The 12986-nt window shown below is 62.0% G+C and carries 10 protein-coding genes and 1 tRNA gene; 4 read left to right on the top strand and 7 right to left on the bottom strand.

Annotated features, from left to right (window positions below; genetic code table 11):
- Positions 1-67: 67 nt before the first annotated feature.
- The 3 genes from CIW50_RS19035 to CIW50_RS19025 all read right to left on the bottom strand — a co-directional run bounded on the left by CIW50_RS19035 (position 68) and on the right by CIW50_RS19025 (position 1371).
- Positions 68-144 (bottom strand) — tRNA-His (locus CIW50_RS19035).
- 151 nt (positions 145-295) lie between these two features.
- Positions 296-730, bottom strand: a complete 435-nt coding sequence (locus CIW50_RS19030) for a phasin (protein WP_068728746.1) — start codon at positions 728-730, stop codon at positions 296-298.
- 269 nt (positions 731-999) lie between these two features.
- Positions 1000-1371, bottom strand: a complete 372-nt coding sequence (locus CIW50_RS19025) for a phasin (protein WP_115033036.1) — start codon at positions 1369-1371, stop codon at positions 1000-1002.
- Positions 1372-1737: 366 nt separating this feature from the next.
- Between CIW50_RS19025 and CIW50_RS19020 the strand changes: the two genes are divergently transcribed.
- The gene (locus CIW50_RS19020; protein WP_149532763.1) at positions 1738-4992 is read left to right on the top strand and encodes a PAS domain-containing protein; all 3255 of its coding nucleotides are present in this window, start codon (positions 1738-1740) and stop codon (positions 4990-4992) included.
- Between the two features lie 16 nt (positions 4993-5008).
- Here the strand turns inward: CIW50_RS19020 and CIW50_RS29110 are convergent, their stop codons facing one another.
- Positions 5009-5146, bottom strand: a complete 138-nt coding sequence (locus CIW50_RS29110; RefSeq protein ID WP_172980382.1) for a hypothetical protein — start codon at positions 5144-5146, stop codon at positions 5009-5011.
- 251 nt (positions 5147-5397) lie between these two features.
- On the opposite strand from CIW50_RS29110, the gene CIW50_RS19015 reads away from it, so the two are divergent.
- Both CIW50_RS19015 and CIW50_RS19010 read left to right on the top strand, forming a co-directional pair.
- The gene (locus CIW50_RS19015; protein WP_149532762.1) at positions 5398-6414 is read left to right on the top strand and encodes a Fe(3+) ABC transporter substrate-binding protein; all 1017 of its coding nucleotides are present in this window, start codon (positions 5398-5400) and stop codon (positions 6412-6414) included.
- 196 nt (positions 6415-6610) lie between these two features.
- On the top strand, positions 6611-8251 hold the full coding sequence (locus CIW50_RS19010) for an ABC transporter permease (protein WP_246664351.1): 1641 nt from the start codon (positions 6611-6613) through the stop codon (positions 8249-8251).
- Position 8252: 1 nt separating this feature from the next.
- Here the strand turns inward: CIW50_RS19010 and CIW50_RS19005 are convergent, their stop codons facing one another.
- The 3 genes from CIW50_RS19005 to CIW50_RS18995 all read right to left on the bottom strand — a co-directional run bounded on the left by CIW50_RS19005 (position 8253) and on the right by CIW50_RS18995 (position 10786).
- Positions 8253-9317, bottom strand: a complete 1065-nt coding sequence (locus CIW50_RS19005) for an AI-2E family transporter (RefSeq protein ID WP_149532760.1) — start codon at positions 9315-9317, stop codon at positions 8253-8255.
- An 85-nt stretch (positions 9318-9402) separates the two neighbouring features.
- A complete protein-coding gene (locus tag CIW50_RS19000) occupies positions 9403-10053 on the bottom strand; it encodes a 3-oxoacid CoA-transferase subunit B (RefSeq protein ID WP_149532759.1) in 651 nt (216 codons plus the stop codon).
- Between the two features lie 28 nt (positions 10054-10081).
- Positions 10082-10786 carry a CoA transferase subunit A gene (locus tag CIW50_RS18995; RefSeq protein ID WP_068728766.1) on the bottom strand — a complete coding sequence of 235 codons (705 nt, stop codon included), beginning with the start codon at positions 10784-10786 and terminating at the stop codon, positions 10082-10084.
- A 265-nt stretch (positions 10787-11051) separates the two neighbouring features.
- Between CIW50_RS18995 and CIW50_RS18990 the strand changes: the two genes are divergently transcribed.
- Positions 11052-12980, top strand: coding sequence for an AsmA family protein (locus CIW50_RS18990; RefSeq protein ID WP_149532758.1), 1929 nt, complete (start codon positions 11052-11054; stop codon positions 12978-12980).
- Positions 12981-12986 lie beyond the last annotated feature (6 nt).

The following is a 12986-nucleotide window of genomic DNA, read 5'->3' as shown; positions in this document are numbered from 1 at the left end:
AGCGGTCAGACATTGGCCCAGCCCAAAGCAGCGGCCACGCTCGAATCGGCTAAATAATTGATTTGTATGGTACAGTTGGGTGGTCTCGAACCACCGACCTCCTGCTCCACAAACAGGCGCTCTAACCAACTGAGCTACAACTGCATCCTGACCGGCCCCAAAATCAGGTGGTCCCGAACAGGCGGGAAACTAGGTGCAACGCATCACTTTGGCAAGGCCGCGATGATGATTTTTGGCGCAAACAAAAGCCCGGGCTTGCGGCCCGGGCTTGCGATTATTTGGCGGTGCGATCGGCTCAGGCGGCCGGCTGGAACAGTTTCGAAGCTCCGGTCTTGATCGGTTCGGCGGTCTCGGTGGCGATCTTCTGGCCGAGTTCGGCCAGCTGTTTGGTCTGACCGGTGAAGGTTTCAACCTGGCTGCGCGCAAAAGCGGTCCACAGCTCCATCGCCTGCGAAGGCGACTTCACGCCGATCAGCGACTGGGCGAAGTCGAAACCCGCATTGGTGTTGGTCTTGGCAATGTCGAGCAGCTTGGCCGAATATTCGGCAGCGCCCTTGGTGGCCGTGCCGAACACAGCTTCAACCGTGCTGTTATGGGTCTCGGCAGCGTCCTTGAACTTGGCATAACCCTCGCGCGCCTGCGAGACGCCCTTTTCGGCGAACGCGCGGACCTGCTCCGGCACCTGGAACGGGATAACGGAAGATGAGAACGGATCGGTCGATTCGGCCATAGCGTGCATCCTTCGTGGTGGGGGTGAAATCAGTAAACCCGTGGAGGCTGCGAAAGGCACCGGTGCCTTTCATCAGCTGGCGGGAAACAGAGCGGCATCGCCATCAGCGATGCGTCATTGTGCTTACCGCAATATCATGTCGGAATTGTGCGGCGCAACAGAATATTGCACCGCAGAATCGCATGAGACCCGGATCGAATGCGCGCCCACATCATGGAACTTGCGAAAAATCAATCACTGGTTGCAGGGCGGAGAGCGCGGGAAGCCGATCAGCTCTTGGGCTTGGCGGCGTCCATGGCAGCGCGGCTCATGATCTGGCCCATTTCGCTGGCCTGCTCTGCCAGCGACTTCATCTGCGACTGCACGTATTCGCTGTGGAGCCGCATGACGTCGCCGAGATCCTTGGCGTGCAGCAATTGCTGGGCATAATCCAGCGACGCGGCGACGTTCTTCTCGGCATAAGCGATGGCCTTGGTGCTGACATCCTTGGCGCCGGCGCGCACGGTCTCACCGCGGTTTTCGATCGACGACGCCGTGCTCTGGGCGCTGGCCAGAAACTTCTCGAATGCCTGCTTGGCCTGGTCGAAGCTGGCTTCGGCCATTGCGCGCATCTCCTTCGGAATTTCGAATTGGTCGGTCATGTCCCGCTCCATTTTGCATTGACGAAGCCGCCCACGGCCCCGTCTCCCGTGTCGCCCACTGCAATCTAGCCGAGCTTGGCATCGCCGATGTGACGCGGCGTCCCGTCCTCGTCCGATCCCATCGTGGACCTTTGTTTTTGTTTTGCAACTGCCAACGCATGGCCCGCCCCATTGGTTCGGCAGGATAGCGAACGCTCGGACCGGATTAACGTTATTGCTGCTTTGGCCTGCTGGAATGGCTGGGGGACGTGGACCTGCGCGCCTGCGCGGGCGATACTAACGAATTATTAAGGATGTCATCGTTTGGCCCGCAATCTGTGACGCGGATACCGGACGGACGCCCAACGAGTCAGTCATGAAGTGCCGATGAACAATGCGGATTTTCAGTTGCGGGGCGTTGGCGATGCACGGCTGGCCGTACACGCCACCAGCAACCAGCCGGTCTGGCTGTGGTCGCGCGACGGCACCCGTGTGCTGTGGGCCAATCCGGTCGGCGCGCGACTGTTCGGCGCCCGTAACGCAGCGGACCTGTTTGCCAGGACTTTCGGACCCGCGGATACCCATCGCCGCCAGATAGCCCAGCTCGGCTCCCGGCTGCCGACCAGTGGCGCGATGCGGCTGGAGCGCCTGCGCGGCTTCGGCGCGGCGCTGGGGAGCTTGATGACGTGCGCCTGCTCGCAGCTTGAATTTCCCGATGGCGGCAGCGGCATTCTCGTTGTCGCAGCCGAGCCACTCGGTGGCCGCGGCATGCCGCTGGTCGAACGGCTGCAAAATCTCGTCGAGGGAATCGACACCCCGATCGCCGCCTTTGCACGCGACGGCCTGTTCGTCGGCGCCAACGAAATGGCTCGGGCGCTGCTTGGTTTTCGCAATCTCTCCGATGCCGGCCTCGATCATGCGCGCGACGGCGCGCTAAAGGACGGCCGTATCGAAACGCCTATCGGTTTTGGCCGCATGGTACTGCAGCGCGTGGGCAGTGGCGCCGACGTCGGACTGGTGGCGCTGATCGCGCCGGGCGCTGTGCATCCGGCGCCGAGCGAAGAAGAACTCGAGGCTCCCACAAAACCCGAAGCCAGCGTTGAACTACAGAGCGCCCTTGCAGAGCCGAGCGACCTCTTCGTCGAATTCGACCAAGCCCCCGGGGCAAAAGACCCGAGCGAAAACGCCATCGACATCGACGCTCCGATCGAGCCGGAAAAAGCCGAGATCGATCGCGACGTACATCTCGAAGAGATGATCGCCGAAACCATCGCACATGCCGACGCACCGACTGAGACTGATGCGCAGTCGCCCGCCGTCGAAGCCGTTGCCGACCAACCTGCGTCCGTTGCGCTGCCAGAGATCGAGCCGCGCACGACGCCGCTCCGTTTCGTATGGCAGATCGATGCGGAGAAGCGCTTCACACTGAACTCTGACGAGTTCATCCACCTGATCGGCCCGCGCACAGCGGCAAGCTTCGGCCACAAGTGGAACGATCTCACAGCCGAATTCAACCTCGATCCCGACAGCCACGTCGTCAAGGCGATGGCCACGCAGCAGACATGGAGTGGCATCACGCTGCTCTGGCCGGTGGATGGCGGTGGCCGCCTGCCTGTCGAACTCTCTGGCCTGCCGCTGTTCGATCGCGAGCGCAATTTCACCGGCTATCGCGGTTTCGGCGTTTGCCGCGATCTCGATGGAATGACGCGGCTCGCCGAGCAGCGTCGACATGATCACATCGGCGATCCACCGCCCCGACCATTATCCGCCGACGTCGCGCAGGCCGGCCCTGTCGGCGACAGTCTCGATGAACCGATTGCCCTCAACCCGATACCAGAACAGACATCACCGCCAACCACACCGGACAGCACCGTGCAACCACCCGAGAACGTCGTGCCATTTCGACCAGGCGATCCCAGATCGCCGGCACTGACGCCTGTCGAGAACAGCGCCTTCAACGAGCTTGCGCGGCAATTGTCGGCGCGGCTTGAGTCGGAAACGGGACTGATCACGAGCACGAACACACCCGAAGCGGACAGCGAGCCGGACGATGCACCGATGGCTGCCCAGACCTTGTCTCAGCCAACTGAGGCGGCGTCACAGGCTGCCTGGTTGACAACGCCACCGGCTGCACCGCGCGGCGAGATGATGCGCGACAAGATGCTGCTCGACCTCATGCCGGTCGGCGTCCTGATCTATCGGCTCGATCGCCTGCTGTTCGCCAATCCCGCCTTCCTCGCCCGGATGAACTATCCGAGCCTGAACGCGCTGGAAGAAGCGGGTGGCCTCGATGCGCTTTATGTCGGAGCTGATGTCTCTACTGCGGCCAGCACCTCCGATGACGGCACCGCCGTCACGATTACGGGCGGTGACCAGTCCGGCAACGCAGTGCCCGCCGAAGCCCGCCTGTACACGATTTCATGGGACAACGAGCCAGCGCATGCGCTGATTTTCTCTCCGCCCAAGGCAGAGCCTGTCGCCGCCCCTGTTACGATCGCTGCGCCCGTTGCGGACACGCTATTGCCCGCCGGCCATATCGATGCCGAAGACCTGGCCACGATCCTCGATACCACGGCCGAGGGCGTCATCATGTTCGACGCCGAAGGCAATATCAATTCCTGCAACCGCAGCGCCGAGGCGCTGTTCGGCTATAGCGGCGAATTACTGACACAACGGAATGTGACTGATCTGTTCGCAGCAGAAAGCCGCCGCGTGGTGCAGGACTATCTTGAAAGCGTCAAGGAGTCCGGCGTAGCCAGCCTGATGGATCACGGACGCGAAGCGTTGGGCCAGGTGCGCGCTGGCGGCCTTGTACCGCTGTCGATGACCATGGGCTGCACGCGCTCGGACGGGTGGAATTTCTTTGCCGTGTTCCGCGACCTCACGCAGACAAAAAAGACCGAAACCGAACTACTGAATGCGCGGCGTCAGGCCGACCGTGCGGCGACCGCGAAAGCGGATGTGCTTGCGCGGATCAGCCACGAGGTCCGGACCCCGCTCAATGCAATTATCGGATTTGCGGAAGTGATGGTCGACCAGCGTTTCGGTCCGCTCGGCAACGAGCGCTATATCGAATACATGAAGGACATCCGCGCCTCCGGCGAGCGCGTCATTGCCATCGTCAATGATCTGCTCGATCTGTCGCGCATCGAGACAGGCAAGATTGATCTCGCTTTCACTACGCAGAACCTCAACGAGATGGTCGAGCAGTGCGTGGCGGTGATGCAGCCGCAGGCCAATCGCGGCCGGATCATCATCCGCACTTCGCTGGCGCATCTGCTACCGACTGTCGTTGCCGACGCCCGCGCGCTACGGCAGATCACGCTGAACCTGATCGGCAATTCGATCCACCTTGCCAATGCCGGCGGACAGGTGATCGTCTCCACTGCATTGTCGGATTTCGGTGAGATCGTGCTGCGCGTCCGCGACACCGGTCATGGCCTCAACGACAACGAACTTGCCGCAGCGATGGAGCCGTTCCGGAGCTCGACGCCGGCTGATTCTTCGGAGAGCTCGGGTGTCAGCCTGTCGCTGACCAAGGCGCTGGTCGAAGCCAACAACGCGCGCTTCCAGATCAAGACCGCGCCGAGCTCGGGCACGCTGATCGAGGTGGCGTTTTCGAATGCGGCGATGAAGGCCTGAGTGGCCGTCACCGATTTCAGTGACGGAGCGCCATGGCGGCGCCAGGACGGCGCGGTTTGCGATAGCCGATCAGCAGCGGGCCGAATGAGACCGCAAAGCCGATAAGGACCACGACCCACGCGAAGGCGCTGAATATCGAGAACCTGTTCAACACCAGCTACTACGCCACGGCCGATGCGGCCAGCAACATCCCGCCCGGATCTCCTCGCACCTTCCGCGCATGGGTGACGGCCAACTCCTAAGACGATACGCCATCGGGCCGCGGGTAAGCCTTGCTTATCTGCGGCTCGACGTTTTCTGGAATCTATCTAAAGAGCTCCTGCGCGACGTTCAGTCACTGACATTCAGACTGCAGCTGCGATACTCCATTTCACATTGCTATCGTCCCCCGTGCCGGAGCCGTTCATGATCAAGCATCACGCTTATGCTACCGCCGTCGTTTTCGCCGCGCTCGGCGCGTCCGCGTTGCACGCGGCCGAAGAGGTCAATGTCTACACCTATCGTGAGACCAAGCTGGTGGCGCCGATTTTTGAGGCCTTCACCAAGGACACCGGCGTCAAAGTCAATGTGATCTCCGCCAGCTCAGGCCTTGAGCAACGCATGAAGGCCGAAGGCGCCAACAGCCCGGCGGACGTACTGCTGACGGTAGATATCGGCCGCATCGACGAGGCCGTGCAGGCGGGCGTGACGCAGCCGATGAAATCCGAGGTGATCGAGAAGGTCGTGCCGGCGCAATATCGCGATCCCGACGGCCACTGGGCCGGCATCTCGATGCGCGCCCGCGTGGTCTATGCGTCGAAGGATCGCGTCAAGCAGGACGCCATCACCTATGAGGAACTGGCCGATCCGAAGTGGAAGGGCAAGATCTGCATCCGCTCCGGCCAGCACATCTACAATAACGGCCTGTTCGCCGCCTATGTCGCCAAGCATGGCGAGGCCAAGGCCGAGGAATGGCTGCACGGCGTGAAGGCGAACCTCGCCCAGAAGCCCTCCGGCGGCGACCGCGAGACCGCCCGCGACGTCGCGGCCGGCAAATGCGATCTCGGCATCGGCAACACCTATTACTGGGCGCTGATGATGAATGCCGATCCCGACAAGAAGCCATGGGCCGAAGCCACCAAGGTAATCCTGCCGACCTTCGAAGGCGGCGGCACCCATGTGAACCTGTCCGGCGTTTTGCTGGCCAAGCATGCGCCGAACAAAGCCAACGCCAGGAAGCTGATCGAATGGCTTGCCGGCGAGCATGCCCAGCAGGTCTATGCCGACGCCAACTACGAATATCCCGTGCGTGCCGGCATCACTGTGAATCCGACGATCGCGGGCTATGGCAAGCTCAATGCCGATCCGATGCCCATCGCCAAGATTGTCGCCAACCGCAAAGCCGCGTCGACGTTGGTGGACAAGGTCGGGTTTGATAATTGAACGTGATTTGCGCCAAGTACTCCGCCCTCCCCTCTCCCCTTGTGGGAGAGGGTGGCCGCGCGGAGCGCGGACGGGTGAGGGGTAGCCGCAAACTCCGAATCCAGCCGCCTCACTCATGCGTCGCGGACTGCACCCGCACCACCTTCCCCCACCTGGTGAGGCTCTGCTTCACACTGGGGAGAAGGACGGAAGAGGTGTGACCCTCTCCCGCACCGAACTCACCGCGACCATCATCGCCGCTGCCACCGCACTCCTCGTGGCAGCGCCCGTGATCAGCATCGCGCTACTGGCGCTGCAGCCGGAGCCCGAGCTTTGGCAGCATCTGATCGCCTATGTATTGCCGCAGGCGCTACGCGACACCGCAGCCCTCCTGATCGGCGTCGGCATCGTCACGCTCACGGTCGGTGCCGGCACCGCATGGCTGGTCTCGGCGCACGATTTCCCCGGCCGCGCGCTCATGCTCTGGCTCTTGCCGCTGCCGCTTGCGATTCCGACCTATCTCGCCGCTTACGTCTATGTGGACCTGTTCGAGCCACTGGGTCTCGTCCATCGCGCACTGGCAACGGCAATGTCGTTGCCCGGCGCCATCGGGTGGCTACCTAGCCTGCGTTCATTGCCCGGCGCCATCTTCGTGATCGGCATCGTGTTGTATCCTTACGTCTATCTCTCTGCCCGCGCGATGTTCCAGCATCGCAGCGCCGACTTTGCTGAAGCCGCGAAGATACTCGGTGCCGATCGCTGGACGACGTTCCGCCGTGTCTCGCTACCGATGGCGCGCCCCGCCCTCGCTGTGGGCCTTGCACTGGTATCGCTGGAAACGCTGAATGACATCGGCGCCAGCGAATATTTGGGCATTCGTACGCTCACCGTCTCGGTTTTCACGACCTGGCTCAATCGCGGCAGTCTTGCAGGTGCTGCGCAACTCTCGTTGTTCATGCTCGCCATCGTCGCCGTGCTGATCGCCATCGAGCGCTTCGGCCGCCGCGAAGGCAGCGTGGAATTCTCTTCGGAGAACCCGCGACTGGCACCGCGCACGCCTTTGACAGGCGTACGCGGATGGCTTGCTTTCACCGCCTGCGTCCTCCCTGCCCTGCTCGGCTTCGCCGTACCCTTGCTCTATCTGCTGCGTGAAAGCCTGCGCCGCGGTCTGCTGTCGATGGAAACAACGGTTTGGCGCGATGCCGGCCACACCATTGCACTGGCCGCAATTGCCACGGGAGCCGCGCTGCTTCTCGGGCTTGTGGTGATCGTCGCTCGGCGCTGGCGTGCTTCGCGGCTGACCAACCTGTCGGTCGCTGTCGCCCGGACCGGCTATGCGCTGCCCGGAACGGTGCTGGCGCTGGGTCTGCTGACGCCGGTGCTGTTCATCGACAATGGATTCAGCAAGCTCGCCGGATGGCTCAGTCTCGCATCGCCCGGGCTGGTCATGATCGGCTCTGGCGCCGCCGTGGTGATCGCCTATGTAATCCGGTTCCTGGCGGTACCGACGGGTTTCATCAAGGCCGGCTTCGAGCACATCCCCGTCGATTACGACGACAGCGCCCGCGCTGCCGGCGCGCCGGCAATCACCACACTGCGCGTGATTCAACTGCCGCTATTGCGTCCGGCATTGTTCGGCGCCGTCATCGTGGTCTTTGTCGATTGTCTGAAGGAGCTGCCGGCCACGTTGCTGCTGCGGCCGCTCAATGTCGAAACGCTCGCGACATCGATCTATCAATATGCCAGTCGCGGCAGTTTCGAAGAAGGCGCACTCGCCGCCCTGCTGATCGTCGCTGCGAGTATCGGCCCCGTCGTGTGGCTGACCCGCTTCGCCGACGTGCCAAAGGGACCTGTATGAGTCACGCCGTCATGCCGGGCACGTCCTTTCGCGACTCCGCGAAAATCGCCCAACCCGCGACAAACATCGCAGCAATCACGGGACCGACCACAAAGCCGTTGAGGCCCAGCGCATCGATGCCGCCAAGCGTCGCGATCAGCACCAGATAATCCGGCAGCTTGGTGTCCTTGCCGACCAGCATCGGGCGCAGGATGTTGTCGACCAGACCAATGACGAGAAATCCATAGGCGATCAGGATCACACCCTGAACGACGGAGCCCGTCGCAAGCAGATAAAGCGCGACCGGCATCCAGACCAGACCTGCGCCCACCGCCGGCAACAGCGACAGGAACGCCATCAGCACGGCCCAGAGCAGCGCGGCATTGATATCGAGGATCCAGAAGATCAGCCCGCCCAGCGCGCCCTGCGCCAGCGCGACCAGAATGCCACCCTTCACCGTGGCGCGGATCACCACCGTGAACTTCTCCATCAGATCATCACGCAACTCCGGCCGTAGCGGAATCGCATTCTTCACACGCTGCGACAACGCCTCGCCATCCTTGAACAGGAAGAACAGCAGATAGAGCATGATGCCGAGATTGATGATGAAGTCGAACGTGCTCTGACCGATGTTCAGCGCCTGCGATGCAAAGTACTGACTGCCTTTGACGAGGCCTTCAGTCAGCTTGTCCTGCATGCCGCCGAGATTGGCGATGCCGAAGCGATCCAGCAGTCCCTTCGCCCATTGCGGGACGGCATCGAGTATCTGCTGCAGAAATGTGCCGAGATTGAATTGGCCAGATTTCATCTTGCCTACGACGACAGCCGCTTCCTGCGCCAGCGATGCGCCAACCAATGTCAGCGGCAGGATCACGATCAGCACGATCAATCCCACGGTGAGCAGGGCGGCCGAATTCGGATGTTTCGGCATCCGCCGTTCCAGCCGGCGATGCATCGGCGCGAACATGATCGCGATCACGATGCCCCACAGGATCGCGCTGTAGAACGAACTCATTATCCAGCCGAAGGCTATCGTCACCAAGACGATGAGCAGCAGGAAGAAACGATCTTCGAGACTGGCGCGCATATTGGCTTCCTAATCGGGGTTGATATTAACACGAATGCCCGGCACGAGGCCGGGCATCATATCAACGCTCGGAGCGCGCAATCGTTCAGGTGTTGGTCAGCGCGACCCGGAATTCAGCTTCGGTATTGGCCTTCACCTCATCGAGCGTTACGCCATCGGCGAGTTCGATCAAGGCCATGCCGTCATTACCGTGCTTGTCGATGGTGAACACCGCCAGATCGGTCACGACCATGTCGACGACGCGCTCGCCAGTCAGCGGCAGGTTGCAGCTCTTCAGCAGCTTGGCGCCATCCTTGGCGGAATGCTCCATCACGACGACGACGCGCTTGACGCCAGCGACGAGATCCATCGCGCCGCCCATGCCCTTCACCATCTTGCCGGGGATCATCCAGTTGGCGAGATCACCATTCTGGGCAACCTGCATGGCGCCGAGGATCGACAGGTCGATATGGCCACCACGGACCATGCCGAACGAGTCGGCCGACGAGAAATAGCTGGTGGTCGGCAGCTCGGTGACGGTCTGCTTGCCGGCATTGATCAGGTCCGGATCTTCCTCGCCCTCATAGGGGAAAGGGCCCATGCCGAGCATACCGTTCTCGCTCTGCAGTTGAACATCCACACCTTCGGGAATGTAGTTCGACACCAGCGTCGGAATACCGATGCCGAGATTGACGTAATATCCGTCGCGCAGTTCTTTCGCCGCGCGCGCTGCCATTTGATCACGGGTCCAAGCCATCGTTCTCTCCTGTTTTTGCTTTTGGCGGTTACGCGGGACGCTGACGCGAGGTGACTTTTTCGATCCGCTTCTTGCCGGTACCGACCTCGACAATACGCTTCACGAAAATGCCGGGGGTGTGAATGTGATCCGGGTCGATCTCGCCGGCCGGCACCAGATGCTCGACTTCGGCAATGGTGATCTTGGCGGCAGTCGCCATCATCGGGTTAAAGTTCCGGGCGGTCTTGCGATAAACGAGGTTGCCCGCGGTATCGCCCTTCCAAGCGTGCACGATAGCAATATCGGCGAACAGACCACGTTCCAGCATGTAGGTCTCGCCGTTGAATTCCATGGTCGGCTTGCCTTCCGAGATCAGCGTGCCGACGCCGGTCTTGGTGTAGAAGCCCGGGATGCCGGCGCCGCCGGCACGGATGCGCTCGGCCAGCGTGCCCTGCGGGGAGAATTCGAGTTCCAGTTCGCCGGCCAGATACTGCTGGGCGAACAGCTTGTTCTCGCCCACATAGGACGAAATCATCTTCTTGATCTGGCGGGTTTCCAGCAGGCGGCTGAGGCCGATGCCGTCGACGCCGGCGTTATTTGACACCACGGTGAGGTCCTTGACCCCGGAATCGCGCAAGGCGTCCGACAGGTCCTCGGCAATGCCGCAGAGGCCGAAGCCACCCGACATGATCATCATGCCATCCTTAAGAATGCCATCGAGTGCCGATTTGGCGTCGGGGTAGACTTTGTTCATGGGAATCGACCTGATGCAGGAATGCGCTGAGAACCCAGCGGGCGCGGGCGGCTATGTCGTGGATTATTAGGCGGAAACTCCGCGGCAGGTCAATCGCAGGGGACTGCGACCCCATCACACCCGCTATGGCCTTGAAAGCGTCAAGAAAACCCTTCAAATTGAGCACCTTGGACGTGGGCGCACATGGCTGCCGCCCCGCTATGTGTGACCACCAACCAACCCGGATAGTTCATTGACGAGTGCCCAAGGAATAAGACGCCTGGGGATGCCAATTGCGGCTCTCCTGGGCGTCGCGCTGATAGGGCTGTTCGCCATGTCGTGGTTGCTCAACCGCGATACGCTGCGTCATGCCGTGGAGGCACAGATTCGTGCCGTGACCGGGCTGGATTTCGTCGTCAACGGCGCGGTGGATGTGTCGGTGTTTCCTGGCAGCTATGTGTCGTTTCACGATGTCGGCCTGAAGGGCGGCGGCTCGATCGATCCCGCGCTGACCGTCGACGTGCTGACGGCCAATCTGCGGTTGCTGCCGCTGCTGTTGCAGCGTTTCGAAATCGCCGACATGATGATGCTGCGGCCGCGCATCCGCGTGATCCGCGAGGCCTCCGGCGAAAGCAACTGGACGCCATTCATCGAGTCCATCGCCCGCACCATGAAGCCCGGCGCCGAGCAGCCGCTGTCGTTCTCCGAGATCCGGATCCAGGACGGCGTGCTGCACTATCAGGACCCGCATAACACCGAGCGTCTCGGCGACATCGACCTGTCGCTCGCCTGGCCATCGATCTCGCGCTCATTCGCGGCAACCGGCCAGTTCGACTGGCGCGGCGAACGCATCGACGGCAGCCTCAGCGTCAGCGACTTCATTGCCGCATTGTCCGGTGAGCGCTCCGGCGTAAAGGCCCGCATCGCCGGTGCGCCGATCAAGCTTGCTTTCGATGGCACCGTTGCCAACAAGGCCAGCCTGGTCATGGAAGGCACGCTGACTGCCGACAGCATGTCGCTGCGCAACGCCTTGCGCTGGGTCGGCCAGGCACCGCCCGGCTCCGGCGGTTTCGGCCGCTTTGCCCTGAAGGCACGTGCCAGCCTGGTCGGTCCGTCGATTGCACTTACCAACGTCAATGTCGAACTCGACGGCAACAGTGCCGAAGGCGTCATGACCTACAGCAACACCGGCCGCCAAACACTGCAGGCGACGCTGGCTGCCGGTGCGCTCGACTTCACACCCTATGTTTCGACGGTACGACTTCTGGCCTCCGGCGCGCGCGACTGGAACCGGCAATTGTTCGACCTGAACGCGCTATCCACCACCGATCTCGATATGCGCCTGTCGGCCGCCAAGGTCACCGTCGGCTCCTCAGTGCTCGGCCGCACCGCACTCGGCGCCAATCTGCGCGGCGGTACACTGGCGCTGTCGGTGGGTGAAGCGCAGATGTACGGCGGCATCGTCCGTGGTTCGTTCAATGTTGCCCATTCCGATGCCGTGGCCGACGTGAAGGCCCAGTTCCAGTTCAGCGATGTCGACCTGCAGGCCTGTGCCAGCGATCTGTTCGGCGTCAACAAGCTCACTGGACGCGGCAATCTCAGCATGATGCTGGAGGCCTCGGGCTCATCGCCGTTCGGTCTCGCGCAATCGCTTGACGGCACCGCAACGTTGACTGGCCATGACGGGGCGATCAGCGGCTTCAACGTCGAACAGCTTTTGAAAAGGCTGGAGCGACGTCCGCTGTCCGGCGCCGGCAATTTCCGCTCGGGTTCGACTCCGTTCAACACGCTGAACATGTCCGTGAAATTCAATGACGGCATCGCCACCGCACAGGATATCCGTATCGATGGTCCCGCCGCGAAACTGACGCTGACCGGCACTGCGTCGGTGCCCTCACGTGAATACGACTTCAAGGGCATCGCCAGTCTCAATCCTGCAACCAACGGCACCGGCGGCTTCGAGCTGCCTTTCGTGATCCAGGGCCCGTGGGACGATCCGCTGATCTTTCCCGATCCGGAAAGCCTGATCCGCCGATCGCCGGGCGCGGCGCCTTTGCTGGATGCCGTGAAGGATCGCAAGACCCGCGACGCCGTACGTTCGGTGATCGAACGCTTTACCGGCGGGTCGAAGCAGGCGCCCGCTGCAGAGCCGGATAAGCCCGCTGACACGCCGGCAGCTGCCGCGCCCGCAGATACGGCACCAAAGGCGAACTAACTTTTA

The organism is Tardiphaga sp. P9-11 (genome assembly GCF_008329525.1).
Lineage (GTDB): Bacteria > Pseudomonadota > Alphaproteobacteria > Rhizobiales > Xanthobacteraceae > Tardiphaga.
Note: the sequence above shows the minus strand (reverse complement) of the source record. Positions and strands in the feature narration are given on the sequence as shown.

Bases quoted from the DNA above. Each gene is read 5' to 3' on its own strand.
- CIW50_RS18990 (WP_149532758.1), top strand. From the start codon at position 11,052: ATGCCAATTGCGGCTCTCCTGGGCGTCGCGCTGATAGGGCTGTTCGCC.
- CIW50_RS19015 (WP_149532762.1), top strand. From the start codon at position 5,398: ATGATCAAGCATCACGCTTATGCTACCGCCGTCGTTTTCGCCGCGCTC.
- CIW50_RS19000 (WP_149532759.1), bottom strand. From the start codon at position 10,053: ATGGCTTGGACCCGTGATCAAATGGCAGCGCGCGCGGCGAAAGAACTG.
- CIW50_RS19025 (WP_115033036.1), bottom strand. From the start codon at position 1,371: ATGACCGACCAATTCGAAATTCCGAAGGAGATGCGCGCAATGGCCGAA.
- CIW50_RS18995 (WP_068728766.1), bottom strand. From the start codon at position 10,786: ATGAACAAAGTCTACCCCGACGCCAAATCGGCACTCGATGGCATTCTT.
- CIW50_RS19030 (WP_068728746.1), bottom strand. From the start codon at position 730: ATGGCCGAATCGACCGATCCGTTCTCATCTTCCGTTATCCCGTTCCAG.
- CIW50_RS19020 (WP_149532763.1), top strand. From the start codon at position 1,738: ATGAACAATGCGGATTTTCAGTTGCGGGGCGTTGGCGATGCACGGCTG.
- CIW50_RS19005 (WP_149532760.1), bottom strand. From the start codon at position 9,317: ATGCGCGCCAGTCTCGAAGATCGTTTCTTCCTGCTGCTCATCGTCTTG.